The sequence below is a fragment of the Alcanivorax sp. NBRC 101098 genome (assembly GCF_001010505.1).
Lineage (GTDB): Bacteria > Pseudomonadota > Gammaproteobacteria > Pseudomonadales > Alcanivoracaceae > Alcanivorax > Alcanivorax borkumensis.
Window position 1 is genome coordinate 1,316,546 of record NZ_AP014613.1, and the last position, 26,225, is coordinate 1,342,770.

The following is a 26,225-nucleotide window of genomic DNA, read 5'->3' on the forward strand; positions in this document are numbered from 1 at the left end:
TGTTTCAGAAATGCTGCGCTTGGTATGCTGAAGGCTGACTCCTTCACGTTGAAGAGGTTCGCCATGATTAGACCTGCTATTATTGTGGGAATTCTTCCTGTTCATGGATAGCGCAAAGGAGCTTCCGGTGTCGACACCTCAATCCGGTATTTTTGACCGCAGTTATGCCCACCATCTGTTCTTCGAATTCAGCCTTGGTAGTGGCTTTGAGCTGGAGGCATTACGCGCCGCTCTGCGAGAGATTGTTGTACTGAAAAGTGAGAAAACCCCGGTTTTGTTGGCTTTCGGACCAGATCTTTGGGCCTGTTTTGATTCCCGTTTCAGCTTCTCCGCGTTTTCCCTAGAGGGACATATCCCGGCCACCCAGGGGGATTTATGGGTGTGGGTTCAGGCTAAAGAGTCTGGCGATCTATTCGATACTGCCATGCAGGTGCGCAAGGCGGTGGGTGATTTACTTGCAACTCAGCTTGAGTTGACGGCCTTTGTGTACCACGACATGCGAGACCTAACAGGGTTCGTGGATGGCATTGGTAACCCCACCGGCGAAAAGGCAGAAAAGGCTGCTTTTATTGCTGAACCTCACCCCGGTGCGGGGGGGAGCTGGGTGCTGACCCAGAAATGGATTCACGACTTGGACAAGTTTAACCAGTTACCGGTTAGTGAGCAGGAGAATGTGTTTGGCCGGACCAAAGAAGATGCTGTGGAGTTTGATGATGAGCGCATGCCCACGGATGCCCACGTTGGACGCGTGGATGTGGACCGTGACGGTGTAGCGCAAAAAATGTGGCGTCGCTCGGTTCCCTATGGCGACAGTGGCCAGCATGGTCTGTATTTTTTGGCATTTTGTTGCGAGTTGGACCGTTACGACTTTTTGCTACGCCGTATGTATGGCATTGCTGATGATTCAGTGAAAGATCGTCTACTGGACTTTACCCGTCCGGTGATGGGGTCCTGGTGGTATGCGCCGTCACAAGATTGGCTGGAGGCGCTCTGATCCAGCGATAGCTTGGGAAGTATTCTGTTGAAGAGCCACTAAGGGAGCCGCTAAGAGTGGCATTGTAGATGTATTATCAGCCTTCCACGCTGGTTCGCTCCCTAGGCTAAGGGAATAAGATAAAGAGCGGCACATTGGGGGCGCACGCCGAGTGCGCAAAGCGCTGTTCTAAGGCGTGTCTAAGGGCAATGGCCGTGAGCCTACCCCGCCGTTCCTGCCGCGTGAAAATAGGGCGCGGAGATGTTAGTCCTTTTCGCTCTGTGTGGTGTCTTTATTACCAGCATCAAGCCAGATAAACAGGGCGAAACATCCCGCGAAGATTAGAATGCCTGCAATCACAGCGATGCCTGCTAAAACCACGGTATCCATATACATAGAAAATCCTCCCTTAACCTGTCTGGCTAGCGTGACAGATTCAGAGAGGATCAATGTGATGCAGATCAATAGGCCCGCTTGCGCGGGCCCCTCCGCGACCGTTTAGTCGCCGGTTTTCCAGCCAGTGAACATTTTCTTCACCAAGAAGGGGGTAAGCTTGAGCGAAGCGCTCAGCCACTGGCCGACCCCGGAAGGGAAGACGAAGAGCAAGGCATTCTTGATACCGTTATAGGTGGCCTGATCAAACGGGTACCAGAAGATATTGCGTTTGGACGGCAAAATATCCCAGTTCACTACTTTCGCCTGGGTCATTTCTTCCAAACCTTCCGGACCGTGGGTACGGCCAATGCCCGATTCTTTCCAGCCGCCCCAGGGGGTTTCAGACAAGCCGTGGCTGTAGAGGTGATCATTGAGGGTGGTAACACCCGTCTGCAGCTGTGCGGCGATGGCACGGCCACGTTTGTTATCTTTAGTCCAGACTGAAGAGGTCAGGGCCAGATTTGAATCATTGGCTTTGCGAATGGCCTCTTCTTCATTGGCTACACGCTGCACGGCGATTAAGGGGCCGAAGGTTTCATCACACATGGTGAGCATGTCATCGGTGACCTGGGTGAGCAGAGTGGCAGGGAAGAAGAAGCCGTTTTCCACATTACCCACAGGGCGGGACTGGGCTTCAATGCGAGCGCCTTTGGCCAGTGCGTCTTCCACATGCTGCTGAACCGTACGCAGTTGGCCTGCGGTAGTTAGGCTGCCGATATCCACATCAAAACCGTTGCAACCAATGCCGTGGCGCAGCTGACGGGTTTTCTTGGCCAGCAGATCCACGAACTGATCGTATACGGCATCCACCACATAAACACGCTCCACCCCGCCACAGCTTTGCCCTGCATTTTGGTAGCCGCCCCATGCGGCACCGTTGGTGGCTCTCTCCAGATCTGCATCTTCGAGCACCAGCATCGGATCGTTACCGCCTAGCTCCAGTGAGACGGGAGTCAGCGTTTTAGCTGCTTGAGCCATCAACGTTTTGCCTGCGGCGACCGAGCCGGTAAAGAACAGCTTATCGATGCCATTATCGAAAAAGCCGGTAGCGACCTTTGAACCAGAGCCGACAATGTGCTGAAACAGGCCTTCAGGAAGTTCGCCAGCGGCGACGATTTGCTCAATGGCCCGGCCTACTGCAGGGGTGGCTGCAGCCACTTTTAGCATAATGCCGTTACCGGCCATCAAGGCCATGACGATTTCGCCAAAAGGAATCGATAGGGGGTAGTTCCAAGGGCTGATAATACCTACTACGCCTAACGGTACCCGTAACATATGGGTGCGTTTGTTAAAGAATAAGATGCTGCCTACAGGGCGGTTACGCTCTTTCAGGTAATGCTCAGCATTTTTTGCATACCATTTGCAGGCCAGTGCACAGGGTAATACTTCCGTCGCCAAGGCATCAGTGAGTGTTTTGCCGTTGCTTTCGCTGATGGTACGGGCCAGATCATCGGCGCGGTCGACAATGTAGCTGCGCATCATCTGAATATGGCGAGCCCTTTCCTTAAAAGACTTGGTCGCCCAAATAGCTTGCGCTTGCCGGGCTTTGTCCAGCATTTGTGGCAACGCATCCAGATTGGTTTCGCTCAACTCTGCAACGGCAGTGCCGGTGGCGGGGTTGGTGTCGACCACTACGTTGGCAGTCAATTTCTCTTGTACGGTCATGTGAAGGGGGCTCCATCATGGCGGGTCGCCAGGGCGGCCCGCAGGCGATTAGTGATACAGGGAAGAAGGCCAGAGAAACACAGAGTAGACACGCTGGCTAGAGCTTCTCGACAGTAATTTTAGGCCTTTAAGCGACGGGCTTCTAGCGGCTTGCCGTGCTATTGGCTGAGATATCGTCTGGCTCTACGGTGCGAGCCATGCGTGAGGCCATGCGTTCGAAGGTAAGAGCGATGCGCTCCACCGCGCCAGCAACCAACTCCTGATTTCGCTGTTCCAAATTACCGGCCTGGGCCATGGCGATTTTTAGGCGTTCAGAGTTGTCGCGAAAACGGCTATCGCAATGCCCTTGGGCGCAGGCCTGGTAGGCATCAGCTAGGGATTGCTGCCATTGGGCCGCGCAGGCCAGCAAGGCGGCGGGCGCCTGGGTGTGAATGCGTCCTTGCACCCATAGCGAGACTTGGCCCAAGTTAAGGCCTGTCAGCCCCAGGTCAGTAAAGTGACGTCGTTCTTCGGGCAGTGCCTTGTCGCAGATGGTGAGCCAACGAAGGCGGTCCGCCATACGGGCATTGAAGCCTTCCTCTTTAATACGGTGATGGCCGATTAACGTTAGGTCAGCAGCGGTTTCGCGAATGAGTCGTCGGCGCAGGCTTGCCCCGCTGGGTGGAGTAATTAGCCGAAACATCATGAAGGCAATGACGATGCCGCCGGTGATTGCCAAGCCGTTACTGGCCACCCGGGCCACATCGAAATCCATGGCGTTACCCGGTTGCACCAGAATAATGTAAGGGGTGCAGAACCCCAATCCGTAGGCCAGGGTGGTGGGGTTACTAATGGCCAGTAGTGCTACGAACAGGGGGGCGCCAAGAATAAGGATTAGTAGCGGAAAATCGCCGTTGCTGAGGGCTAGGAGGGGCAAGGTAAAGAATAGGGCAACCGGTGTGGCCAGTACCGAGGTGGTCGCGGCCCGACGTAACACCCGGTCCGGTTCTGGCAGGCGGGCAAAAAGGATGGTGAAGATCACCGGCATGATCATCAGCATGATGGCCATGGGGCTGGCAGTGCCGATCCAGAGGCCGGCGGCAATCATGAATACCAAGGCACTGCGGATACCCACGGCGGCGGCAATTTGTACATCCCGGTAGGGCTTAAGGGCCTGCGGGCGCAGTTGCATTTCTTTGCTGAAATGCAGTGCCCGGTTGGCTTCCAGGGCAAGAATAATGTCGGCGGTCAGGTTTAGGGCTACCTGGAAAAAACGCCGCTGAAGCGGGGGGGCGTCGTCGCTTTGCTCGCTACGAGCGTTTCGCAATTGCTGGCGCAGGTGTTGCACTTCCTCCATGGCGGCTTCGGCGGAATCGGTTTCGCGCATCCGCTTGAAGGAAAGCCGCAGTGAATCGAGCATGTCCTGCAGAGCCGGTGTGAGGAGCTCACTGTGGTTGCGCATCAGGCGACCAATAACGCGTATGCGTGCAATCAGTGACAGCGTCTTGTGACAGATGACGGTGGCGGCCCGTGCGCGGCCCGGGCCCTGAGCTCCTTCATACATGACGGCGCTGCTGTCATCACTGAGTGGGAAAATGCGCTGTAGTAGGGTATCTACTTGTGTATGTCGTTGGGTGTGGGTGCCTGTCGGGTTTAGTTCCAGTTCCAGGTAGGCCAGGGTCTGGTTGAGCGCGCCTCTGGCATGTTTTTGCAGCAAGTGACTAACACGGGCTGGCCACAGTAGATTGCTCACTAGGGTCGCACAGACTGCGCCAACAATGATTTCGCTAATCCGGGCATTGGCCACATGAAAAATGCTTACGCTAGAGGTGCTGGTCGGGTTGGCGATGGAAATCACCACAATCAGGGTGGCGGTGATCCCCGCCATGGCAAAACCATAAATAAAATTGGCTTGCCGTACCCAGGCTGAGGCGGCTGCATTGAGGCCGATCCACAGAGTCAGCGCCAATAGTGCAATAAAGGGGTAAGGCAGTAGGGTGGCGAGAATCAGCAGGCCCATGGCCCCGCCCACCAAGGTACCGCCAATCTGGCACAGCCCTTTTTCAATCACTAGCCCGGTTTCCGGGCGGACCTGCAAGAATACCGCAGAAATAAGTGCCCAGTAGGGGCGCTCAAGTTGCATGAGCATGGCCAGATAAAGGGCCAGCCCCATGGCAATAATACCCTTGAGCGCAAAAAGCACGGAGTGGCGCTGCGGTGTCAGGATGACGGCAAGACGAGGAGGCAAGGTCATCACGAAAACGTCACTCTGGCTCTTCGTCATACAGACGCACAGTGGCGGTCATGCCGGCGGCGAGCAGGATATCTTTGGGCACGGATGCCAGTTTGATGTGCACCGGGATACGTTGCGCCAGCCGCACCCAGTTAAAGGTTTGTTGTACTTGGGGGAGTAGTTGGCGGTCGGTTTGGGTGTTGGCGTTGGCGATGGCTTGGCCCACGCTGGTCACTTTCCCCTGCAGGGCACGGGAACCATTCATGAGAATCACTGAGGCGTCCTGGCCCACGTGGACCAACGGTAATTTGGTTTCTTCAAAATAGCCGGTGACATAGAAACTGTCAGCTTTAACCAGGGAGAGCACCGGGCTGCCTTGGTTGACAAAATTGCCCTGTTGAAGCGACAGGTTAACGATGGTGCCGTCGGCGGGGGCATGAATGCGGGTGCGTTCGAGATTGATGCTAGCGCTGTCCAGTTCGGCTTGGGCCAGTGCCACGTTAGCTTTGGCGAGCTCTGCCTGTATGCGTGCGCTTTCTAACGCCTCTTTGCTAATGCTGTTGTTATTACTGCGATGCAAATCCTTGCGACGTTGATAATGATGTTGCGCGAGCTGCAGGGCTTTTTGCTGATAAAGCAGCTGGGCTCGAGCTTTGGCAAGTGCGGCCTGGTAGCGGGTGTCGTCGATACGAAACAATGGGTCGCCTCGACTCACTCTCTGGTTATCTTCAATATTGAGTTCGCGCACCCAGCCAGACACATCAGGGGAGAGTGTGATGATCTCTGCACGTACTTTGCCGTCTCGGGTCCAGGGTGCATAGAGGTAGTAATTCCACACCCAGTGCCCGGCGATCAGGGCCAGAATGACCAGAACCACGGTAAGTAGCATTCGAAGTGTTTGTTGCATGAAGGACCTTATCTCAGTCAGCTCAATAGTCGCAGGGAAAGGGCAACGAAACAGACAAAAAGGGAAAGGTAGAACCAAGCGCCTTTCCAGACCTGGCGGTGCCAGCCTAGTTGTCGAAGTAACAAGTAGGACATGAAGGTAAGAGCCAGTGACAGCAGCACCAGCAATACCATAGGGCTGAACAGCATGCCGCCCACTGGGATTTCATGCAGCCACATGGTGCCTCCCGATCCGTGATAGCGTTTTTATAGTAGGAGCAGTTTGCCTGAATTTGTAGCCTGATGCTGCGCCTGCGTGATAGAGCCTGATTAATGTCAGCCGGCTCTATCACGCAGGTCGCGCATCATTATGGGGCAGGTTTTAGCCAGTGGTCATCAAGTGTTGGAGCAAACGCTGATAGATCTGCGTTAGGGTGTCCAGTTCGCTGATGCTTGTGTGTTCGTCCACCTTGTGAATGGTGGCGTTGGTGGGGCCTAGCTCCACCACCTGGGTGCCGGTGGGGGCGATAAAACGACCATCGCTGGTGCCGCCGGCGGTGGACAGTTCAGTGTCCAACTCGGTGACATCGCGAATCGCACCAACGGCGGCGTCCACCAGAGCTCCTCGATCTGTCAGGAACGGTTGGCCGGAAAGGGTCCATTGCAGATCATAGTCCAGGCCGTGCTTGTCGAGAATTGCTTCGACCCGTTCGCGAAGAATGGCATCGGTGAGTTCGGTGGAAAAACGAAAATTAAAAATGATCTCGCAGGTGCCTGGAATTACATTGGTGGCGCCGGTGCCGCCGTTAATGTTGGAAATTTGAAAACTGGTAGCGGGAAAGAAATCGTTCCCTTGATCCCATTCGGTAGCAGACAATTCTGCAAGCGCTGGCGCCACATCGTGAATCGGGTTGCGGGCCAGATGTGGATAGGCCACGTGCCCTTGAATGCCTTTTACGGTGAGCTTTGCGCCCAGCGAACCACGGCGACCGTTTTTGATCACATCCCCTACGGTGTTGGTGGAAGATGGTTCGCCTACCAGGCAATAATCAATATGCTCTTGGCGAGCTTGCAAGTGTTCTACCACCTTGACGGTGCCGTTAACGGAGGGGCCTTCTTCATCAGCGGTGATTAGGAAAGCCAGGCTACCATTATGGTCCGGATGAGCGGCGATAAAGTCCTCCATGGCCACTATCATGGCGGCGATGGAGCCTTTCATATCGGCAGCCCCTCGTCCGTACAGTAAGTCACCTTCTTCGGTGGGTGTGAACGGATCGTATTTCCACGCCGTCACGTCGCCGGTGGGCACCACATCGGTATGACCGGCAAAGGCAAATACAGGCCCTTGGGTTCCGCGACGGGCCCACAGGTTGCGCACTTCCTCGAACCACAGGGTTTCACATTTAAAGCCCAGCACTTCCAGCTTTTCAATTATCCAGGCCTGACAGCCTTGATCCTCCGGTGTCACGGACGCGCGGCGGATGAGTTCTTTAGTGTAGTCGAGGGTACGAGACATGAAATCAGCTCCAAGCCTAAAGCTGCAAGCGACAGACTAGCAAACAGGGGGAAAGCCTATGTGTAGTTTGAAGCTTGCAGCTGGTCGCTTTTTTAGTTGTGCTTATGCAGCTCTTCGTTCAGGGCGATGGCGCTTTTGTTGGTGAGACATTGCACGGCACCGTTGGTGGTGTTGCGGCGAAACAGCAGGTCGGACTGGCCAGCCAAATCACGTGCTTTGACTGTGTTAACGATCTCGCCCTTGTCGTCCAGCAGTTGCACCTTGGAGCCGGAGGTGATGTACAAGCCTGCTTCAATGGTACAACGATCACCCAAGGGGATGCCGGTACCCGCATTGGCGCCCAGCAGACAGCCTTCGCCTAAAGAGATGATGATGTTGCCACCGCCAGACAGGGTGCCCATGGTGGAGGCGCCACCGCCGATGTCGGAGCCTTTACCTACAAAGACGCCAGCGGAGATGCGGCCTTCGATCATGCCGGGGCCTTCAGTACCCGCGTTAAAGTTAATGAAGCCTTCGTGCATGATGGTGGTGCCTTCGCCCACATAGGCGCCCAAGCGAACCCGGGAGGTATCGGCGATACGGACACCGGCAGGCACCACGTAATCGGTCATTTTCGGGAACTTGTCCACGCTATTTACTTCCAGCACTTTGCCGTTTAGGCGGGCCAAAAGTTGACGCTCAGGGAGTTCTTCCAGATCCACGGCCCCTTCGTTGGTCCAGGCCACGTTGGGTAGTAGCGGGAATATGCCGGACAAGTTAACACCATGGGGTTTTGCTAATCGGTGTGAGATCAAGTGAAGCTTGAGGTAGGCTTCTGGAGTGGTCGCTGGCTCGGCGTCCGTTTCCAATACAGTGAGTACCACCGGGCGATCGGATTCTTGAAATGCCACTGCATAGCTGGCTTCATGTTCAAAGCCGGCTTCACGCCATTCGCGGGCAATGTGCTGAACTTGGCGATGGGTGAGTTCCAGAGCCGCGTTACCGCCCTGGTAGTCTAGTTCTTCACGGATTACGTCAATCAGCTTGTTGTCCGGGTTAAGGCTCGGGTCGGGATAAAAAACTTCAAGCCAGTTGTCTTTACGGTTTTTGGTACCGCAGCCCAGTGCGATGGCGAAATAGTTACTCATTGTTGTCTCCTGACGTCGAGCTGGCTGCCAAATGCATGATGCCGAAAGTCGCTGTTGAGCATCAAGCGTTGGGCAGCCGGCATTATTTCAATATGTCTGTCCACTCGTCGGCGTTGAAACCGGCTGTGATAATGGTGTCGCTTTGAAGAATAGGGCGCTTGATTATGGATGGGTTATCCATCGCCACGGTGATGGCTTTTTCCGTAGTCATGGATTCCTTGGTTGCAGTGTCCAGTTTGCGCCAGGTAGTGCCGCGTTTATTGATGACTATTTCCCAACTCAGGGCTTCCAGCCATTGGCGCAGTCGTTGCTCGGGCACGCCTTCTTTCTTGTAGTCGTGAAAGTGGTAGCTGATGCCGTTATTGTCTAGCCATGTCATGGCTTTTTTCATGGTATCGCAGTTCTTGATACCGAAGATGGTCAGTTCCATGTTCAATCCTTGCTCTAGCAACAAGCGCCAAGCTTCAATGCGAGATACATCGCTGTGAATTTCAGCATTGTCGCCGCGACCTACGGAATTCTTTGTGCGCGGGTAATGCGTAGCAGATCATTCAGCCTTACTCGTGTTTAGCTCGAAGCGAGTGACTTGGCGCTCACAACGTATCGAGCAGTGCCTTGATGCGTTTGGCGCCTTCAATACACTCTTCCAGCGGTGCTACCAGCGCCATGCGAATCCGGTTCTGCCCTGGGTTGTTGCCATCAATAGTGCGTGATAAATAGCGACCGGGAAGCACGGTGACGTTGTATTCAGCCTGCAAGCGTTGGGCGAACTCTTCGTCACTGATGGGCGTTTGAGGCCATAAATAGAATCCGGCTTCCGGGGCGGATACCTTAAGGGGGTCGCCAAGAATGTCCAGTACTGCATCAAACTTTTCCCGGTACAGAGCACGGTTGATTTCTACATGTTCCTCATCGTTCCAGGCGGCAATGCTGGCTAGCTGATGCTGAATGGGCATGGCACAGCCGTGGTAGGTGCGGTAACGCAGAAACTGCTTAAGCACTTCGTTGTCACCAGCGACAAAGCCTGAGCGTAGGCCTGGCAGATTTGACCGTTTCGATAGGGAATGAAAGACCACGCAGCGGCGATAATCATGGCGACCCAGTTCTGCACAAGCTTCCAGTAGTCCAACCGGAGGCGTATCCCGATAGATTTCGGAGTAGCACTCGTCTGACGCAATAACAAAATCGTATTTATCTGCCAGCTGTATCAGGGCTTTGAGTTGGGCTTTACTGAGTGTGGCTCCGGTGGGATTGCCCGGGGTGCAGATGAACAGCAGCTGGGTACGCATCCAGGTGTCTTCACTGACAGCATCGAAATTGGGCTGCAAGCCTGTGGCATCTGTGCACGGCAGGTACATGGGTTCTCCACCGGCGAGAAGCGTAGCCCCTTCGTAGATTTGATAAAAAGGGTTGGGCATCAGCACCAACGGCTGGCGTTGGCGATCGACTACGGCTTGAGTGAAAGAAAAGAGCGCTTCACGGGTGCCGTTGACAGGCAATACCTGGCTGCTGGGGTTAATACTTTGTAGGTGGAAACGGCGTTTCAGCCATTCGCCGATAGCTTCACTTAATTGCGGTAAGCCAGCGGTGGTCGGGTAGTTGGATAACCGCGCGGTGCTATCTCTTAGTACCTGTTGCACGAAATCCGGTGACGGGTGTTTGGGTTCCCCGATAGATAAAGCAATGGGTGACTTATCTGATGCGGGCAAGTCGCTGAATAAGGCTTTTAGTTTTTCAAACGGATAGGGGTGCAACCGTTCCAGGTCTGGATTCATAGGGTCAGGTGTTCCCGTTGTTCTTAGCGTCGAGTTCTTGTTTGAGGGTCTGTTGCAGTTCTTGACAGAGTGTCGGGTCGGAGACCGGTTCACCATCAAGATCGGTAATGAAGAAGACGTCTTCGGCGCGTTCGCCCAAGGTGGCAATGCGGGCATTTTGTACCAGGATCTCAAAGCGCATGAAGATGCGCCCGATGTGAGCTAGCAGCCCGGGGCGGTCTAAAGTCTGGATGTCCACGGCGGTACGATCATTGACGATGTCGTTGCTGATCACTACTTGGGTGGGTACATCAAAGTGCTTATTGCGCCGGGGCATGCGGCGGCTAACGGTGGACGCATAACGATCCGGGTACTTCAATGTTTCGGTGAGCGTTTTGCGGATCTGTTCGATGCGTGCCCAGTCCTCGCCAATGGGGGTACCCTGTTCATCCAACACGATATAGGTATCTAAGCTGAAGCCATCCACGCTGGTAATAATGCGCGCGTCCATAATGGTTAGGCCTAGGCTATCTATGGCGTTCACGGTGGCGCTGAACAGGTTGCGGGTGTCCGGAGTGTAAATGAAGATCTGTGATCCCCCAGCCAGTACACTTTGACTGGATTCACGGATCAATACCAACGGATCTTCTGGGTCTTCTCGGTCCAGTAAGGCCTCGGTATGCCAGGCAATATCCCGTGGGGTTTCACGCAGGAAGTATTCGTCACCGATGTTGGCCCATAACGTTTCGATCTCGGGGCCATCGTGATCTCGGTCCGTGAGAAGTCGAAGGGCGGCGTCGCGGGTTTCGTCAATCCAGTCTTGTTTTTCCACCGGGTTATTCAGGCCGCGACGCAGAGCGCGCTTAGTTTCGGTATATAGCTGGCGCAGCAGCGAGGCACGCCATGAGTTCCAGAGCGTGGGGTTGGTGGCGTTAATATCGGCTACGGTAAGCACATAGAGGTAATCTAGGTGGACCAAGTCACCCACCTTTCGGGCGAAATCGTAGACTACGTCGGGATCCGATATATCTTTGCGCTGGGCGGTCACACTCATGGTCAGGTGATTACGCACCAGCCATGCTACGAGCTTGCCGTCCCATGCGGTCAGGCCGTGGCGCTGACAGAAGGCGATGGCGTCATCCGCGCCGAGTTCGGAATGGTCGCCACCACGCCCTTTGGCAATATCATGGTAGAGGCCAGAAGCGTACAACAGTTCTGGTTTGGGTAAACGATAAAACACTTCGCTGGCCAAGGGGAACTCTTCGCGCAGGTCTTCGTAGCGCAACCGACGCATGTTTTTGATCACCAGCAGGGTGTGGGCATCCACTGTGTAAATATGGAAAAGATCGTACTGCATCATGCCGATGATGTTGCCGAATTCCGGCAGGTATTTGCCCAAAATTCCGTAGCGCTTCATGCGCCGCAGTTGTGAGAAAAGGGCATGGGGGCTGCGCAGCAGTTGCATAAACAGGTTGGTGTTAGTCGGGTCGTTGCGGAAGGCATCGTTGATCTGGCGGCGGTGGTAGATTAACGCACGTACTGTGGACGCACGAATACCCTTCAGATCCGGGTTTTGGGCCATTAGAACAAATGCTTCCAGCAAGGCGCTGGGGTGTTGCTCAAAGACATCCGGGTTGCTGATTTCCAGATAATCGTTACGTACTTGGAATCGGCGGTTGAGGGGCCGAACTTGCTCTTGAGTATCACTGCGCAGAATCACTTCGTCAAAAAGCTGTAGTAGCATTTCGTTGAGAACGGATAAAGCCAAAGCGACCCGGTAGAAGTCTTTCATGAAATGTTCCACCGCCAGGTTGGCGCTGGAATTTTCGTGACCCAGCCGGTCAGCAAGCTGACGCTGGTGATCGAACAGCAGACGGTTTTCATTGCGCTCGGTTTGTACATGAAGTTGCCAGCGCACTTCCCAAAGGTAGTCCAGGCACTTGCGCAGCACCCCGTACTCTTCAGGGGTAAGGAAACCGTTGCTAACCAAGGCCTCAAGGCTGTCGGTGTTGAAGTGCCGCTTGGCGACCCAGGCAATCATTTGCACGTCACGTAGACCACCGGGGGCGTTTTTCAGATCCGGTTCAAGGTTGTACTCGGTGTCATTAAAACGCTTGTGGCGAGTGGTTTGCTCCTGCCATTTTGCGGCAAAGAAGGCAGCAGAATCCCACATATGTTCTGGGCCGGTACGGTCTTCAAGTTGCTCACGCAGGATATCGTTGCCGGCGAGGGTGCGTGCTTCCATGATGTTGGTGGCAACGGTGATGTCATCTCGGGCAAGGTCCACGCATTCGTCCAAGGTGCGAACTGCATGGCCGATTTCCAGGCCCATATCCCACAGAAATGCCACAAAACGTTCAAGGCTGTCGCGCAGGGCTTGTTCCGGCGCATTGGATAGCAGCACCAGTAGGTCCACATCAGAGCAGGGATGTAGTTCCCCCCTGCCATAGCCGCCTACTGCAACCAGCGCCACGTCGTCACGGTTGGCCAGGCCAAACAGGGACCAGGCGGCGATCATCACCTGATCCACCATGCCTGCTCGGGCATGTACCAGCTCGGTGATATCGGTGGTCTCGAAGGCTTGGTTCAGCCGTTCCTGGCCCTGGGCCAGGAACTGGCGGGCGTATTGCCCCGGCTGGGCGCTTTCCTGCAAGGCATCAAGCAGGGCGTCTTGGGATATTGCGGGTAGCAGTGACACTTAATAGAGATCCGTTTCTTCGCTGCGAGCGGTGAGCACTTCGTAGCCATCGGCGGTGACCGCGATGGTGTGCTCCCATTGCGCGGAAAGCTTGCGGTCTTTGGTGACCACGGTCCAGGCGTCTGGCAGCAGTTTATTGGCGGCTTTGCCGGCGTTGATCATGGGTTCGATGGTGAACACCATGCCTTCTTGCAATTCAAGACCCGTGCCAGGCTTGCCGTAGTGAACCACCTGGGGCTCTTCATGGAAACCTTCACCAATGCCGTGACCACAGTACTCTCGCACCACGGAGAAACGTTCGCCTTCGGCCATTTTCTGGATCCGGTGACCGATGTCGCCCAGCCGTACGCCCGGCTTGACCATACGAATGCCCGCCATCATGCATTCCCGGGTGGTTTCCACCAGTCGGCGGGCAAGTACGGAGGGCTCACCCACATAAAACATCTTGGAGGTGTCACCATGCCAGCCATCTTTAATGACAGTGACATCAATGTTCACTATATCCCCGGTTTTAAGAGCTTTGCGATCACTGGGAATGCCGTGACAGACCACGTGATTCACGGATGTGCAGACGGACTTAGGGAATGGCATGCGGCCGGGCGCGCCACCGTAGCCTAGGCAGGCGGGAATAGCCTGTTGCTTGTTGACGATATGGTCGTGGCAGAGGCGGTCCAATTCCTCGGTGGTGATCCCCGGTTTAACGTGCTCTGCGATCATTTCCAAGACTTCAGCGGCTAGCTTGCCCGCTTCGCGCATTTTGCTGATTTGTTCGGGGGTTTTTATGACGACATTCATGAGGTTTTGGAAAACTCCTGCTGTTTCAGTGAGTTGGGCGGGGCTTGGGCAAGATGATTTAGGCCGGGCACACACCTTTGCATTGCCTGTGAGGGGCGGCTGTGGTATAAAGCGCGCGCTTTCCCGCTCTGCGTCGGCCAATAGGCGACGGTGTTGCATTGTAACCGCCGATGAGTGGGGAAGGAAATCACACATGCCCCGTCACATAGCCCTGGGTGCCTTCTGGTCTGTAAGTTAGGCCGATTTGGTTGGGTTTATGCGGGGGCGTGGAGGCCTAACCCAAAGTGGAGTACTAACAATGTCTAGCGTAACTATGCGCGATATGCTCAAAGCGGGCGTGCACTTCGGTCACCAAACCCGTTACTGGAACCCGAAGATGAATACTTACATCTTCGGCGCTCGTAACAAGATCCACATCATTAACCTGGAGCAAACTCTGCCCCTGTTCAATGACGCCATGGCGTTCCTGAACAAGCTGGCTGCCAGCAACAACAAGATTTTGTTTGTTGGTACCAAGCGTGCGGCGCAGAAAGCGGTGAGCGAAGAAGCTCAGCGTTGCGGCATGCCCTATGTGGATCACCGTTGGTTGGGCGGCATGCTCACCAACTGGAAAACTATTCGTCAGTCCATTAAGCGTTATCGTGAGCTGGAAGCCCAGTTCCAGGATGGCACTTTTGACAAACTGACTAAGAAAGAAGCCCTGATGCGTAAGCGCGAGATGGATAAGCTCGAGCGTTCCATCGGTGGTATCAAGGATATGGGCGGCCTGCCTGACGCACTTTTCGTGATTGACGTTGATCATGAAGACATCGCATTGCAGGAAGCTCGCAAGCTGGGTATCCCAGTTGTTGCAGTGGTTGATACCAACTCCAACCCGGATGGCGTGGATTACGTTATTCCTGGTAACGACGACGCAATCCGCGCCATTCAGCTGTATGTGAAAGCAGCAGCTGACGTGATTCTGGAAGGCAAGCAGTATGCCCAGAATCAGACCGGCGGCGAGAGCGAATTCGTCGAGGTAGCAGATGAAGCCGCAGGCGAAAAAGCCGAAGGTTAATCTATGGTAGGCGGGCCTCGGGCTCGCCTGCTTTACCGAAACATACCTAATTTTAAGAGGATAATCATGGCTGCTGTAACTGCTGCAATGGTTAAAGAGCTTCGCGAGCGTACTGGTCTTGGCATGATGGAATGCAAGAAGGCGCTGGTAGAGGCAGATGGCGACATCGAAAAAGCCATCGACGATATGCGTAAATCCGGCCAGGCCAAAGCGGCGAAGAAAGCAGGCCGCACCGCCGCCGAAGGCGGTGTTGTAGTTGCTACCAACGACGCGAACACCGTAGCCGTTATGGTAGAGATCAACTCTGAAACTGATTTCGTTGCCCGTGACGACAACTTCCTGGGTTTTTGCGACAAGGTAGCGGCTGCTGCTTTGAGCGCTGGTGAAACTGACGTTGCTAAAATTGGTGAGTTGAAGCTGGAAGACGGCTCCACTGTTGAAGAAGCACGCCAAGCGCTGGTTCAGAAAATCGGTGAAAACATCCAGATCCGTCGTGCTGCCAAGCTAGAAGCGGAAGGCGCTATTGGCGCTTACGTTCACGGTGGCCGTATCGGCGTTCTGATCGCCCTGAAAGGTGGCGATGCCGAGTTGGGTAAAGATGTAGCTATGCATGTGGCTGCCGTTAACCCGATGGTTGTTAGTGGCGATCAGGTTCCTGCTGATGTGCTGGAAAAAGAGAAAGAAATCATCCGTGCTCAGCCCGATATGGAAGGCAAGCCTGCTGAGATCGTTGAAAAAATGCTCGGCGGCCGTATCAACAAGTTCCTGAAGGAAGTGAGCTTGTTGGATCAACCGTTTGTGAAAGATCCGAACACCACTGTTGGTGCGCTGGTTAAAGCGGCTGGCGCCGAGGTTGCCTCTTTTGAGCGACTGGTTGTGGGTGAAGGTATCGAAAAAGAAGAAGTCGATTTCGCTGCTGAAGTAGAAGCTGCGGCCAAGGGCTAAGGCTGATTGGCGGAACTCGATGTGTAAAGGCGCCTTGCTGGTTTGATCAGCAGGGCGTTTTTTTCGCCTGTTAAACGGTGAAAATAGAAAAGCACTTGCAACCATCGTGCGGGGCGGTACTGTGCTATGCAGCATAGGCTCGTGCGTTTGAATGAAGTGGAAGGCCGGTTTGAGCCGGTGTAAGTGATGAGGATGGCAGGTTTTCATGGGTGGCGGTTTCGTATGAGTGGTGGAGAGAAAGAGATGCCGACGAACAAGGAGCGCTCACCGCGCTATAACCGAATCCTGCTCAAGCTGAGCGGGGAAGCACTGGCGGGTGAAGAGGGCTTTGGCATTGATCCGAAGGTTCTGGATGCGATTTCCTTGGAAATTGGTCAGTTGGTTGGGATTGGTGTTCAGGTTGGGCTGGTCGTTGGTGGTGGTAATCTGTTTCGGGGTGCGGCTCTGCAAAGCGCAGGCTTGGACCGGGTAGCCGGCGACCATATGGGTATGCTGGCAACAGTGATGAATGGCCTGGCTCTGCGTGATGCGCTGGAACGTTCTAATATCCGTACGCGTCTCATGTCTGCGATCCCCATGAGTGGGGTGGTTGAGCACTATGATCATCGCAATGCTAATCGTCACCTAAAAAACGGAGAGGTGGTGATTTTTTGCGCAGGAACAGGCAACCCGTTCTTTACTACAGACTCTGCCGCGTGTCTGCGTGGAATCGAGATCAGTGCTGATGTAGTGCTAAAGGCCACCAAGGTGGATGGCGTTTATAATGACGATCCGGTGAAGAACCTGGATGCGGTTAAATATGACGCGTTGACCTATGATGAAGTGTTGGAAAAAAAGCTGGGCGTGATGGATCTGACGGCTATTTGTTTGTGCCGGGATCATTCCATGCCACTGCGTGTTTTTGATATGAACAAGAAGGGTGCCTTGCTTAATCTGATGCTGGGCGGTAAGGAAGGCACTCTGGTAGAGGCCGCACAATAAGTGCAGCTGATACGCTGAATAGAAGCGAGGAAAAACGGTGATTGACGATATTCGCAGTGATGCGCAAAGCCGCATGAAAAAGAGTCTTGAAGCGCTGGATACAGCCATGAAACGTGTGCGTACAGGTCGTGCCCATCCTAGCTTGCTGGACAATATTACCATTGAGTACTACGGTGCCGAGACGCCCCTGAATCAGATGGGGAATATCTCGGTGGAAGAAGGGAGAACGCTGACTATTTCGCCGTTTGATAAGTCCCTGATTCCACAAATTGAGCGTGCCATTTTAATGTCTGATCTGGGCCTTAATCCGTCCACCTCGGGCACTCTTATTCGTTTGCCATTGCCGCCGTTGACTGAGGAAACCCGCCGTGACCTAGTCAAGGTGGTGCGTGCGGAAGCGGAGCAGGCACGTGTGTCCATTCGTAATATTCGTCGTGATGCTAATAGCGATTTGAAAGAATTGCTTAAGGAAAAAGAAATTTCCGAAGACGAGCAGCGCCGTGGGGAAGAGCAAATTCAGCAGCTCACCGACAAAATGGTGGCGGAAGTGGAAGGTGTTCTGAAAGAGAAAGAAGAAGAATTGATGACCGTTTGATCGCTTCGCGCGAGCGGTGATCGAAAGACATCTCGGGCTGCAGGTCAGCCCGTTTCTATTCTTGGCGGATGCAGTATGGCCGACAATCAGCCTCATTCCAGTGCCCCAGATATCGATTCCTATCAAGGTGTTGTGCCCCGTCATGTAGCCATCATCATGGACGGCAATAACCGCTGGGCACGCAAGCATGGTGTTCCGGGTGAGGAGGGGCATCGAGCGGGAGAAGCTACGGTTCAGGCGATTATTCGTCAGGCAGCGCAGCGCGGTCTCGAGGCACTAACACTGTTTGCTTTTAGCTCGGAAAACTGGCGTCGACCGCAGGCGGAAGTGGACCACCTGATGGCGCTGTTCTTGAAGGCGCTGGCTGGCCGTGTTGAAGAGCTTCACAGTCACGAGGTTCGTATTCGCTTTATTGGCGATCGCGGTGCGTTTTCGCAAGGTCTTCAGGATGGCATGACACAAGCGGAAGTCCTGACCGGCAATAACACCAGGATGACGGTGGTTATTGCTGTGAATTACGGCGGGCAGTGGGACATTGCCCATGCGGCCCGCCAGTTGGCTGCAAAAGTGGCAGAAGGTGAGATGGAGGTAGACCAGATAGATGCCGGGGCGATGGCACCCTATCTGTCCATGGCCGACCTGCCACCCCCGGATTTGCTCATTCGCACCGGTGGCGACCAAAGAATAAGTAACTTTTTGTTATGGCAATTGGCCTACAGCGAGCTGTTTTTTTCGCCGTTGCTATGGCCTGATTTTGATGCTGATGCCTTTGATGCAGCGCTACAGGATTATGCTGGTCGCCAACGGCGTTTTGGTCGTTCTGGTGAAGAAGTGGCCAGCTTGAATGGAGAACAATAATGCTAAAACTGCGCGTGATTACCGCGCTGGTGCTGTTGCCGATTGTGTTGGGCGCAGTATTTGGATTAGACCGTCAGATGTTTGCCATTGTGGCTGGCGTTTTTTTTGTTCTGGCGGGCTGGGAGTGGTCAGCCATGATGGGCAACGTCAGCATGGCGATGCGTCTTGTATGGGTTGCAATATTGACCTTGGTAATGGTGGCCGCTGAATATTTTCAGCCAGCATGGTTACTCAATGCAATTCCGGTTTGGTGGTTGCTGGCGCTGGTGCTGGTGCTGGGGTATCCCGGTAATGCTCGTGTTTGGTACCGACCGATGCTTATGGCGTTGGTTGGCTTGCTGCTGCTGGTGCCCTCATGGGGGGCCATTGTACAGTTGCAAAGTAACGGGGCCCTTGGGTTAGTTGGGCCCTGGGCTTTAATGTTCATCCTATTATGGGTGTGGGCGGCGGACACCGGGGCCTATTTTGCTGGCCGAGCGTTTGGAAAACATAAACTGGCACCGCTGGTAAGCCCAGGCAAGACCATTGAAGGTTTGCTGGGCGGGGTTGCTCTGGCCCTGGCGGTGGTGGCGGGTGTCTACGCTGCTGGCCTGCTGGAGGCACAATTGTGGTCTTTGATGCTGGTTGCCCTATTTACGGTATTGGCCTCTGCACTAGGTGATCTGTTTGAAAGCATGGTCAAGCGTGAGCGTGGTTTCAAAGATAGCGGCACCATTCTTCCAGGTCATGGCGGCATGCTCGACCGCATTGACAGTGTCACTGCAGCCATGCCAATTGCTTTGGCTGGGTTTAACTGGTTCGCCCTGCCTGGAGGGAGTTTGTGACACCCTCTGAGAAACCTTCCATTTCGGCCGTTGCTACTGGCAGACAGCGCCTCACCTTGCTGGGCGCCACGGGAAGTATTGGGCAACAAACTCTGGATGTGCTGGTTCGCCACCCGGAGCGTTATGAGGTTTTTGCGGTTACCGCGGGCACGCAATGGCAGGCTATGGCACGGCTTTGCGAAACGGTGCAGCCTCGCTATGCAGCCATGGCTGATGCCACCTCGGCAACGTCCCTTCGGAACCATCTTGCTGGCCTTGGGTCACAAGTAGAGGTTTTATCAGGCCCAGAGGCCTTGGCTGAGCTGGCGGCTCATCCGGATGTTGATACCGTGGTGGCGGGTATTGTGGGTGCCGCGGGTGTGCGTCCCACTTTGGCGGCTGTGGAGGCAGGGAAACGAGTGCTGCTGGCCAACAAAGAAGCTCTGGTGGTCACCGGTTCCCTGTTTATGGATGCAGTGAAGCGCTATGGTGCAACATTGTTGCCACTGGATTCCGAACACAACGCGATTTTCCAGTGTCTGCCCACGGAAGGGGTAAATGCAGGAGTTGAACGTTTATTGTTGACGGCATCAGGTGGCCCGTTCCGCGAGTTCAGCGCTGAGCAGTTGAAAGCGGTTACGCCGGAGCAGGCAATAAAACACCCCAACTGGGATATGGGCCCCAAGATTTCGGTGGACTCCGCCACGCTGATGAATAAGGGGCTGGAGTTTATTGAGGCTTGCTGGCTGTTTGATGTTCCCCCTGCCATGGTGGATGTGGTGGTGCATCCACAGAGTGTGATCCACTCTATGGTCGCTTACCGGGATGGCTCGGTATTGGCCCAGATGGGGACACCTGATATGCGTACTCCCATTGCCTGTGGCTTGTCTTGGCCCGAGCGAGTGGAGTCCGGTGCCCAGCGGTTGGACTTTTCAACGCTGATCGGGCTGAATTTTGAATTGCCGGATCTTGAGAGGTTTCCATGCTTGGGCTTGGCCCGTGATGCCATGGCCGCAGGTGGAACGGCCACGGCGGTGTTAAACGCAGCGAATGAAGAAGCGGTTGCGGCTTTTCTTGACGGCCGGCTCGATTTTATGGGCATTGCGGATGTGGTAGCGCGAACTCTTGATAAACAGGATGCGCCAGCCTGCTGTGATGTGGATGCGGTTATGGAAATTGACCGCCAGGCGCGACAGCTTGCCTGTCACTGGATTAAGGAGCGTGGATGCTGACGTTATTGGCATTCGTCGTCACCATCGTGATCATTGTGGCCTTCCACGAGTGGGGCCACTTTCTTGCCATGCGCGCTTTCGGTGTTCGTGTTCTGACCTTTTCTGTGGGATTTGGCCCGAAAATTCTGCGTTTCACCGATCAAAAAGGCACTGAGTGGGTGATCAGCGCGATTCCTCTTGGCGGCTATGTGAAGCCGCTGGATGTGCGCGAAGATGAAACGGCACAGGGAGCGCCTGGCGAGTTTTCTGGTAAACCCGCTTGGCAGCGGGTGATTACCTACGCTGCCGGGCCGGTGTTTAACTTTATTCTCGCCATATTTATTTACTGGGTGTTGATGTTTGGCTATGGCCAGCGCGGGTTGGAGGCTGTTGTCGGCCCAGTAACCCCAGATTCCGTGGCCGAGCAGGCGGGTTTTTTACCCGGTGATCGCATCGTGGCGGTGGGTGACACTGAACTTGAAGGCTGGCGGGCGTTTTATAACGAATTGATTCTGCATTTGGGTGAGCCGGATACCTTGTCGATCACGGTGCAGCAAGCGGGTGGTGGGTCCGCGATCCGTGAGCTGGATACTTCGCCATGGTCTGCGGATCTGGACATGCCGCCGCTGGAGGCCTTGGGGCTGAACCAGGCGGTGGTGATTGGCGATGTTCAGGCCGACAGCCCGGCGCAGCAGGCGGGGCTGACTGGCGGCGATCAGGTGTTGACGTTGAATGGTGAGCCCGTTTTCAGCTGGAACCAGTGGCAGGAAAGTATCATGGCAGCACCAGGAGAACTCCTGACGGTGGAGCTGCTGAGAGGAACCCGTAAGGAGACGCTTCAAATTGTCCCGGCCACGCTGACCGAAAATGGTGAGACCTTTGGCCGCATTGGTGTCGGCCTGGGCGGTGTTTATCAACAAGAGTTCGGTGTGTTCAGTGCCGTCGGGGCTGCCGGTGGGCGTTTTGTCGAGCAGGTCCAAGTGGTGGGCGCCAGCTTGGTAAAGCTGATTACCGGTAAACTCTCTCTGGATAATTTGGGTGGGCCTATTACCATCGCCCAAGTGGCCGGTGAAAGTGCCTCTATGGGCCTAGCCAGTTTCTTGGCTTTGCTGGCTTACCTCAGTATTACGCTGGGGGTAATTAACCTTCTTCCTGTACCAATGCTTGATGGCGGCTGGATTTTCTTTGGAATCATTGAAATGATTCGCGGTCGCAGTTTACCGGAGCGGTTCTTGATGGCCGCACAAGGTGCTGGGCTGACGCTCGTGGTCAGCTTCATGTTATTGGCCATTTACAACGACTTGGTGAAGCAGTTTTCATGAAATTTGGGGACATTCTAAGCCGCCTCCTGAAAGGCTCGCTAGTGGTTTTTTGCCTGTTGGCAGCTCCACTGCTAAATGGGGACACACAACTACCGTTCAAGGTTCATGACATACGGGTGGAAGGCCTCCAGCGCTTGCCCGTGGAACGGGTCTATGCTTCGTTGCCGATTCAGGCTGGCGACACTGTGACTCGTGATCAGGTTGTTGACGCGGTGCAACGTCTGTTTGCCTCTGGCAATTTTGAAGATGTACAACTGGGTCGCGATGGTGATGATCTCGTGGTAATTGTTGCCGAACGCCCGAGTATTGCGCGTATCGAACTATCCGGTAACAAATCCATTGACGAAGAGAATCTGCGCAAGGGATTGACCGAAGCCGGTTTGGCGGAAGGTGAAGTGTTCCAGCGCTCTACCCTGGAGGCCATTGCCGGCGAACTGGAACGCCAGTATGTCAGTCAGGGCCGTTACGGCGCGGATATCAAGACCGAGTTTGTGGCGTTGCCCCGTAACCGTGTAGCTTTGAAGATCGAAATTTACGAAGGCAAAGCTGCACGTATTCGTAATATCAACATCGTGGGCAACGAGTTGTTTGATGATGAGGTATTGCTTGACAGTTTCGAGCTGCACTCCTCGGGATTCTGGTCTTTCATCAAGGGCGATGACAAATACTCCCGGGAAAAGTTGGGCGGCGATTTAGAGCGTCTGCGTTCCTATTATCTAGACCGTGGTTACATTAATTTCTCCATTGAATCGACACAGGTGTCGGTGACACCTGATCGCCGTAGTGTTTTCATTACCGTCAACGTGGCGGAAGGTGAGCAATACACGGTCAACGAGGTGAAGTTGGCTGGCGACTTAGTGGTGAATGAAAACCAGCTGAAGCCGCTATTAATCGTCAAGAAAGGGCAGGTGTTCAGTCAACAGTTAGTGACCTATACCAACGATTTAATCAAGCGCCGCTTGGGTAATGAAGGCTACACGTTTGCTGAGGTGAATGGCCGAGAGCACAATGCCAATGACAAAGACCACACGGTAGATGTGACGTTTTACGTGGACCCAGGCCGTAAAGTTTATGTCCGCCGCATCAATTTCAGTGGTAATACCAAAACTTCCGATGAAGTGTTACGCCGTGAGTTGCGTCAGTTCGAACAGGCGCCGGCGAACACCTCTCTGGTGGACTTATCCCGCCAACGTTTGCAGCGTTTGGGCTATTTCAGCGTAGTTGAAACTGATACTCCGCGGGTGCCTAATTCCGATGACCTGGTTGATGTGAATTACAGCGTACAAGAGCAGCCTTCGGGTTCTATTGGCGCCAATGTGGGCTTCTCCGATGCCTCTGGGTTTATCTTCGGCGCCAACGTAACCCAAAATAACTGGCGCGGCAGCGGTAACCGGGTGTCATTTGCGTTGAGTCGTTCCGATATTCGCGATTCGTACAGTTTTTCCCATTACAACCCGTACTATACGTTGGATGGGGTAAGCCGTGGTTTTAGCATGTTTTACTCAAAGATTGACTTTGATGAAACCTCAGTGGCTTCTTATGCGGCAGACCGTTTGGGCTGGTCGGTGACATTCGGTTATCCGATATCGGAGTATTCACGCTTGAACTTTGGCGCTACCTACGAGAAAACGAATATTACCACCGGCGATTATGTCGCCGTGGATATTGATCGATTCCTGATGGAGAAAGGCGACGAGTTCAACGAATATAAAGCCAACGTGTCCTTGCAAACTAGCACCCTGAACCGAGGTATTCTTCCTGATCGCGGCTGGTCTAGTACCATTGGTGTTGAGGTGGCGGCTCCGGTTTCCGATTATAGTTTTTACAAGGTTAATTGGAACGGGCAGAAATATTTTCCCATTACCCAGCGGTGGACCCTGCGCACTCGTGCCGACTTGGCCTACGGTGATGGCTATGGTGACGACATTGCGTTGCCGTTCTTCGAGAACTACTATTCCGGCGGTATTGGTTCGGTGCGGGGTTATGAGTCTCGGTCCCTGGGACCTCGTTCCGAGGCGTTGAGTTATTATAAAAGTGGCACCACGGACCCTAATCCGGATCCGATTGGCGGCAACTTTCTTACCGAAGCCAGCATGGAGTTGATTTTCCCGACGCCCTTCGCAGGGGAGTCGCGAAGCGTGAGGACCTTCCTGTTCGTGGATGCTGGGACCGTATATGAAACCGAGCGGGCCGATATTTTTGAAGATTTTGAATCGCAGGATATCCGGAGTTCCGTCGGTCTCGGATTGACGTGGTTGACGGCTATTGGCCCGCTTAGCTTCAACTTGGCGAAAGCGCTGGATGACCAGCCTGGCGATGACACGGAAGTATTCCAATTTTCTTTGGGTCAGACTTTTTAGGAGTTTAATAATGGTGAAAAAAACACTGGTAGCATTGGCACTGTTTTTGCCCTCACTGGCTATGGCTGAGGCTTCTGTTGGGGTTCTTGACCCGATTGCTGCGTTACAATCGTCAAATAATGTGAAGACGAGAATGTCCTCACTGGAGAATGAGCTGTCTGGGGACGAGCAAAAGCTCAATCGCTTGCAAAACGATGTGGGGAAGCTGCAACAAAAACTGCAAAAAGAAGCCATGACCATGTCCGCGGATGAACAAGATACGCTGAAGACTCAGGGTCAGCAGAAAATGCTCGAAATTCAAAGCCTGCAACGCAAACTGCAAAAGCGTGCTAGCGAAGCACAACGCGAAATTCTGTCAGAAATGCAGCCTAAGCTTAAAAAGGCCATAGAGTCTGTGGCTAAACGTGAAAAGCTGGATGTAGTGCTCAATGCCCAAGCTGTGATGTACACCAAGCCGGATTTAGACATTACTGAAGCGGTGGGCAAGCAACTGAACAGTATGAAATAATGTTGACTCTCGGTGAGTTAGCAAAAAAACTGGATGCGGAGTTGATCGGTGAGGCCAACCATGTGGTGGACGGTTTGGGAACAATCCAGTCCGCAGGGCCAAGCCAACTGACTTTTCTTGCCAACCCTCGTTATCGGTCATTCTTGGAACAGACTAATGCGGGTGCGGTGCTAATTCCTGAGTCCCAGCGGGAGTTTTGTCCGGTGCCGGCATTGATTGTTAAAGACCCATACTTGTCTTTTGCCAAAGCCAGTGCGTTTTTTGAAGTGGCACCGCAAGTGCAGCCGGGTGTGCATCCTGCTGCGGTTGTGGATGCGACGGCACAGATTCACACCTCTGCGTCCATTGGCCCGAATGCGGTGGTGGAAGCGGGTGTGATAGTGGGAGAGGGCGCCGTAATCATGGCCAACAGCGTGGTTGGTGCCGGCTCTCATATCGGTGATCAGTGTCGAATTTGGCCAAATGTTACAATTTACCATGGTGTGACACTGGGTCCACGCACTACTATACACGCCAATTGCGTAATCGGTGGTGATGGTTTTGGCTTCGCCTTCAATGGCGCCGGTTGGACCAAACTTCATCAAGTCGGTGGCGTTACCATCGGTGCAGATGTGGAAATCGGTGCTGGCACGACAGTTGATCGTGGTGCCATTGAAGATACCATCATTGGTGACGGTGTGATTCTGGATAATCAGATCCAGGTGGCCCATAACGTTGTCATCGGTGATCACACGGCTATCGCTGGGAAAGCGGGTATTGCGGGTTCAGCCAAAATAGGTTCTTTCTGCCTGATAGGTGGGGCCGCTGGTATAGCTGGCCACATCGAAGTATGTGACAAGGTGCAAATTCTGGCCATGTCCTTGGTCTCCAGCTCTATCAAAGAACCGGGTACATACGGTTCTGCACTGCCTGTGGATAGCCAATCTCGCTATCGCAGGAATGTGGCGCGTTTCCGAAATCTGGATGATTTGGCCCGCCGTGTACGCAAGCTCGAGCGTTTAAGCGACTAATTTCCGCATGTTGCGGTACTTGCCTGTTTGGAACACATGATGATGGACATTAAAGAGGTCAGGGAATATCTGCCCCATCGTTACCCCTTTCTGTTAATTGACCGGGTGCTAAATATTGAGCCCGGAAAACGTATCGAAGCGTTAAAAAACGTGACGATCAACGAGCCATTTTTTAATGGCCATTTTCCTGAAGAGCCTATCATGCCCGGTGTGTTGATCATCGAAGCCATGGCGCAGGCTGCAGGTATTTTGGGGTTCGTGACGGAGAATAAAAAGCCCTCCGATGGTTATATCTATCTACTTGTGGGTACCGACAAGGCACGCTTTAAGCGCCAGGTAGTGCCGGGAGATACTCTGCATTTGTTCGCCGAGTATGTGGTGATTAAACGTAATATTATAAAATTCACCTGTGAAGCGCAGGTAGACGGTAAAACTGTGGCCAGTGCAGAAATGCTCGTGGCTGAACAGAAAGTCTAGTCCATACCGTACGCCAGCGCGGAGCTGGCGTATACTTG

General features: G+C 54.0%; 24 protein-coding genes. 13 read left to right on the plus strand and 11 right to left on the minus strand.

Going from position 1 to position 26,225, the window contains the following annotated elements; genetic code table 11:
- Window positions 1–127: 127 nt before the first annotated feature.
- Window positions 128–994 (plus strand): Dyp-type peroxidase, encoded by an 867-nt coding sequence (locus AS19_RS05995; protein ID WP_035458365.1) that lies wholly within the window; start codon window positions 128–130, stop codon window positions 992–994.
- Between the two features lie 243 nt (window positions 995–1,237).
- Here the strand turns inward: AS19_RS05995 and ccoM are convergent, their stop codons facing one another.
- The 11 genes from ccoM to map all read right to left on the minus strand — a co-directional run bounded on the left by ccoM (window position 1,238) and on the right by map (window position 14,168).
- Complete coding sequence (gene ccoM, locus AS19_RS14280; protein ID WP_255346552.1) at window positions 1,238–1,369, minus strand: cytochrome c oxidase subunit CcoM; 132 nt, start codon at window positions 1,367–1,369, stop codon at window positions 1,238–1,240.
- 102 nt (window positions 1,370–1,471) lie between these two features.
- A complete protein-coding gene (locus tag AS19_RS06000) occupies window positions 1,472–3,073 on the minus strand; it encodes an aldehyde dehydrogenase family protein (RefSeq protein WP_035458363.1) in 1,602 nt (533 codons plus the stop codon).
- A gap of 142 nt (window positions 3,074–3,215) precedes the next feature.
- Window positions 3,216–5,336: an FUSC family protein gene (locus AS19_RS06005; protein WP_011588418.1), complete on the minus strand. Its 2,121-nt coding sequence runs from the start codon at window positions 5,334–5,336 to the stop codon at window positions 3,216–3,218.
- Window positions 5,317–6,192: an HlyD family secretion protein gene (locus AS19_RS06010; RefSeq protein WP_011588419.1), complete on the minus strand. Its 876-nt coding sequence runs from the start codon at window positions 6,190–6,192 to the stop codon at window positions 5,317–5,319. The genes AS19_RS06005 and AS19_RS06010 overlap by 20 nt, the downstream gene beginning before the upstream one ends.
- Before the next feature lie 17 nt (window positions 6,193–6,209).
- Entirely contained in the window at window positions 6,210–6,410 is a 201-nt protein-coding gene (locus tag AS19_RS06015; RefSeq protein ID WP_035458361.1) for a DUF1656 domain-containing protein, read from the minus strand.
- 142 nt (window positions 6,411–6,552) lie between these two features.
- A complete protein-coding gene (gene dapE / locus AS19_RS06020; RefSeq protein WP_011588420.1) occupies window positions 6,553–7,686 on the minus strand; it encodes a succinyl-diaminopimelate desuccinylase in 1,134 nt (377 codons plus the stop codon).
- A 92-nt stretch (window positions 7,687–7,778) separates the two neighbouring features.
- Window positions 7,779–8,813 carry a 2,3,4,5-tetrahydropyridine-2,6-dicarboxylate N-succinyltransferase gene (gene dapD / locus AS19_RS06025; RefSeq protein ID WP_011588421.1) on the minus strand — a complete coding sequence of 345 codons (1,035 nt, stop codon included), beginning with the start codon at window positions 8,811–8,813 and terminating at the stop codon, window positions 7,779–7,781.
- 82 nt (window positions 8,814–8,895) lie between these two features.
- Window positions 8,896–9,243 carry an ArsC family reductase gene (locus AS19_RS06030; protein ID WP_050731504.1) on the minus strand — a complete coding sequence of 116 codons (348 nt, stop codon included), beginning with the start codon at window positions 9,241–9,243 and terminating at the stop codon, window positions 8,896–8,898.
- Between the two features lie 163 nt (window positions 9,244–9,406).
- Window positions 9,407–10,588: a succinyldiaminopimelate transaminase gene (gene dapC, locus AS19_RS06035; RefSeq protein WP_041704925.1), complete on the minus strand. Its 1,182-nt coding sequence runs from the start codon at window positions 10,586–10,588 to the stop codon at window positions 9,407–9,409.
- A 4-nt stretch (window positions 10,589–10,592) separates the two neighbouring features.
- Window positions 10,593–13,265 carry a [protein-PII] uridylyltransferase gene (locus AS19_RS06040; RefSeq protein WP_046961832.1) on the minus strand — a complete coding sequence of 891 codons (2,673 nt, stop codon included), beginning with the start codon at window positions 13,263–13,265 and terminating at the stop codon, window positions 10,593–10,595.
- Window positions 13,266–14,168, minus strand: a complete 903-nt coding sequence (map, locus tag AS19_RS06045; protein WP_369751960.1) for a type I methionyl aminopeptidase — start codon at window positions 14,166–14,168, stop codon at window positions 13,266–13,268. It abuts the gene before it with no gap.
- Window positions 14,169–14,358: 190 nt separating this feature from the next.
- Here map and rpsB point away from each other — a divergent pair, with 190 nt between their 5' ends.
- From rpsB to fabZ, 12 genes are all read left to right on the plus strand, one after another.
- Entirely contained in the window at window positions 14,359–15,117 is a 759-nt protein-coding gene (rpsB, locus tag AS19_RS06050) for a 30S ribosomal protein S2 (RefSeq protein ID WP_011588426.1), read from the plus strand.
- A 66-nt stretch (window positions 15,118–15,183) separates the two neighbouring features.
- The gene (gene tsf / locus AS19_RS06055) at window positions 15,184–16,062 is read left to right on the plus strand and encodes a translation elongation factor Ts (protein WP_035458349.1); all 879 of its coding nucleotides are present in this window, start codon (window positions 15,184–15,186) and stop codon (window positions 16,060–16,062) included.
- Window positions 16,063–16,305: 243 nt separating this feature from the next.
- Window positions 16,306–17,043 carry a UMP kinase gene (pyrH, locus tag AS19_RS06060; RefSeq protein WP_046961833.1) on the plus strand — a complete coding sequence of 246 codons (738 nt, stop codon included), beginning with the start codon at window positions 16,306–16,308 and terminating at the stop codon, window positions 17,041–17,043.
- A 37-nt stretch (window positions 17,044–17,080) separates the two neighbouring features.
- Window positions 17,081–17,638 (plus strand): ribosome recycling factor, encoded by a 558-nt coding sequence (frr, locus tag AS19_RS06065; protein ID WP_011588429.1) that lies wholly within the window; start codon window positions 17,081–17,083, stop codon window positions 17,636–17,638.
- Window positions 17,639–17,713: 75 nt separating this feature from the next.
- Window positions 17,714–18,496 (plus strand): polyprenyl diphosphate synthase, encoded by a 783-nt coding sequence (uppS, locus tag AS19_RS06070; protein ID WP_011588430.1) that lies wholly within the window; start codon window positions 17,714–17,716, stop codon window positions 18,494–18,496.
- Complete coding sequence (locus tag AS19_RS06075) at window positions 18,496–19,320, plus strand: phosphatidate cytidylyltransferase (protein WP_035458346.1); 825 nt, start codon at window positions 18,496–18,498, stop codon at window positions 19,318–19,320. The genes uppS and AS19_RS06075 overlap by 1 nt, the downstream gene beginning before the upstream one ends.
- Complete coding sequence (gene ispC / locus AS19_RS06080; protein ID WP_011588432.1) at window positions 19,317–20,531, plus strand: 1-deoxy-D-xylulose-5-phosphate reductoisomerase; 1,215 nt, start codon at window positions 19,317–19,319, stop codon at window positions 20,529–20,531. Before AS19_RS06075 ends, ispC begins: the two co-directional genes overlap by 4 nt.
- The gene (gene rseP / locus AS19_RS06085; RefSeq protein ID WP_046961834.1) at window positions 20,525–21,832 is read left to right on the plus strand and encodes an RIP metalloprotease RseP; all 1,308 of its coding nucleotides are present in this window, start codon (window positions 20,525–20,527) and stop codon (window positions 21,830–21,832) included. Before ispC ends, rseP begins: the two co-directional genes overlap by 7 nt.
- Entirely contained in the window at window positions 21,829–24,192 is a 2,364-nt protein-coding gene (gene bamA, locus AS19_RS06090) for an outer membrane protein assembly factor BamA (RefSeq protein ID WP_046961835.1), read from the plus strand. Before rseP ends, bamA begins: the two co-directional genes overlap by 4 nt.
- 10 nt (window positions 24,193–24,202) lie before the next feature.
- Window positions 24,203–24,700 carry an OmpH family outer membrane protein gene (locus AS19_RS06095; RefSeq protein ID WP_011588435.1) on the plus strand — a complete coding sequence of 166 codons (498 nt, stop codon included), beginning with the start codon at window positions 24,203–24,205 and terminating at the stop codon, window positions 24,698–24,700.
- A complete protein-coding gene (gene lpxD, locus AS19_RS06100) occupies window positions 24,700–25,710 on the plus strand; it encodes a UDP-3-O-(3-hydroxymyristoyl)glucosamine N-acyltransferase (RefSeq protein WP_046961836.1) in 1,011 nt (336 codons plus the stop codon). The genes AS19_RS06095 and lpxD overlap by 1 nt, the downstream gene beginning before the upstream one ends.
- Before the next feature lie 36 nt (window positions 25,711–25,746).
- Complete coding sequence (fabZ, locus tag AS19_RS06105) at window positions 25,747–26,187, plus strand: 3-hydroxyacyl-ACP dehydratase FabZ (RefSeq protein ID WP_231483326.1); 441 nt, start codon at window positions 25,747–25,749, stop codon at window positions 26,185–26,187.
- Window positions 26,188–26,225: the final 38 nt, after the last annotated feature.

Excerpts from the sequence above, each read along its gene's own strand:
- ccoM (WP_255346552.1), bottom strand. The coding sequence starts at position 1,369 with ATGTATATGGATACCGTGGTTTTAGCAGGCATCGCTGTGATTGCAGGC.
- AS19_RS06000 (WP_035458363.1), bottom strand. The coding sequence starts at position 3,073 with ATGACCGTACAAGAGAAATTGACTGCCAACGTAGTGGTCGACACCAAC.
- AS19_RS06005 (WP_011588418.1), bottom strand. The coding sequence starts at position 5,336 with ATGACGAAGAGCCAGAGTGACGTTTTCGTGATGACCTTGCCTCCTCGT.
- AS19_RS06010 (WP_011588419.1), bottom strand. The coding sequence starts at position 6,192 with ATGCAACAAACACTTCGAATGCTACTTACCGTGGTTCTGGTCATTCTG.
- AS19_RS06015 (WP_035458361.1), bottom strand. The coding sequence starts at position 6,410 with ATGTGGCTGCATGAAATCCCAGTGGGCGGCATGCTGTTCAGCCCTATG.
- dapE (WP_011588420.1), bottom strand. The coding sequence starts at position 7,686 with ATGTCTCGTACCCTCGACTACACTAAAGAACTCATCCGCCGCGCGTCC.
- dapD (WP_011588421.1), bottom strand. The coding sequence starts at position 8,813 with ATGAGTAACTATTTCGCCATCGCACTGGGCTGCGGTACCAAAAACCGT.
- AS19_RS06030 (WP_050731504.1), bottom strand. The coding sequence starts at position 9,243 with ATGGAACTGACCATCTTCGGTATCAAGAACTGCGATACCATGAAAAAA.
- dapC (WP_041704925.1), bottom strand. The coding sequence starts at position 10,588 with ATGAATCCAGACCTGGAACGGTTGCACCCCTATCCGTTTGAAAAACTA.
- rpsB (WP_011588426.1), top strand. The coding sequence starts at position 14,359 with ATGTCTAGCGTAACTATGCGCGATATGCTCAAAGCGGGCGTGCACTTC.
- tsf (WP_035458349.1), top strand. The coding sequence starts at position 15,184 with ATGGCTGCTGTAACTGCTGCAATGGTTAAAGAGCTTCGCGAGCGTACT.
- pyrH (WP_046961833.1), top strand. The coding sequence starts at position 16,306 with ATGCCGACGAACAAGGAGCGCTCACCGCGCTATAACCGAATCCTGCTC.
- uppS (WP_011588430.1), top strand. The coding sequence starts at position 17,714 with ATGGCCGACAATCAGCCTCATTCCAGTGCCCCAGATATCGATTCCTAT.
- AS19_RS06075 (WP_035458346.1), top strand. The coding sequence starts at position 18,496 with ATGCTAAAACTGCGCGTGATTACCGCGCTGGTGCTGTTGCCGATTGTG.
- rseP (WP_046961834.1), top strand. The coding sequence starts at position 20,525 with ATGCTGACGTTATTGGCATTCGTCGTCACCATCGTGATCATTGTGGCC.
- bamA (WP_046961835.1), top strand. The coding sequence starts at position 21,829 with ATGAAATTTGGGGACATTCTAAGCCGCCTCCTGAAAGGCTCGCTAGTG.
- AS19_RS06095 (WP_011588435.1), top strand. The coding sequence starts at position 24,203 with ATGGTGAAAAAAACACTGGTAGCATTGGCACTGTTTTTGCCCTCACTG.
- lpxD (WP_046961836.1), top strand. The coding sequence starts at position 24,700 with ATGTTGACTCTCGGTGAGTTAGCAAAAAAACTGGATGCGGAGTTGATC.
- fabZ (WP_231483326.1), top strand. The coding sequence starts at position 25,747 with ATGATGATGGACATTAAAGAGGTCAGGGAATATCTGCCCCATCGTTAC.